This is a genomic window from Mycobacterium sp. (genome assembly GCF_008709575.1).
Classification (GTDB): domain Bacteria; phylum Actinomycetota; class Actinomycetes; order Mycobacteriales; family Mycobacteriaceae; genus Mycobacterium.
The window spans coordinates 1-628 of record NZ_VYIK01000447.1 but is presented as its reverse complement, the minus strand read 5'-3'; the positions used below and the strand labels follow the sequence as shown (position 1 = coordinate 628).

Below are 628 nucleotides of genomic sequence, written 5' to 3'. Positions count from 1 at the left end.
TCAGCGCTACCGCGAGCTCGATCCCGGCATCCCGCAGTTGGAGCCGCTGGCGCTGTTGGCGATGCAAGCCGAGTGGTTCGCCAAGCATTAGATCCAGGCGAGGTCAGCATCGGGTCGCAGCACGGATCCGTTGCCGCTGTTCTTCGGTGGTGTGGTCGCGGACGGCGGCCGCGGCGCGCAGCTGCCGGGCCGCCTGCTCGCGGTGATCGCCCGCCGTCGCGGCGGCCGGTGTCAGGTCCAGGTAGAAACCCTGCAGGCCCAACAGCATCCCGCGGATGTCGCAGAAGTGCGCGCCGACCCGGTGCCGGGCGCCGGCGGCGTCCCTGCGCGGGTGCGGATAGCTGCGTTTTCGCATCGAGACTCCTGGTCTTTCGGCTTGGATGACCGACTGCTCCGCCGCAAAACAAGCGTGTTGGCGATAAACGGATGTGGGAAATGCCCGGCGGCCCGCCGACGAGTAATCCGTTTGTTCGGTTCTCAAGCAAACCTAACACGGTGACCGCCGGCAGCCCTGCGAGTGACACGGTGACATTAGGCACACCAGGGCGTGGTCATCATCCGGCCCGGATGCGGCGTCGCCTAGCGTTGCGCTATGGCAGCTGTCGAACTGACAACACTCGAGGACCAC

Annotated in this window: 1 protein-coding gene; it reads right to left on the bottom strand. The window is 66.4% G+C overall.

Translation table 11 applies throughout. From position 1 onward, the window contains the following. Positions 1–103: 103 nt before the first annotated feature. On the bottom strand, positions 104–355 hold the full coding sequence (locus F6Q13_RS19515) for a hypothetical protein (RefSeq protein ID WP_293060012.1): 252 nt from the start codon (positions 353–355) through the stop codon (positions 104–106). Positions 356–628 lie beyond the last annotated feature (273 nt).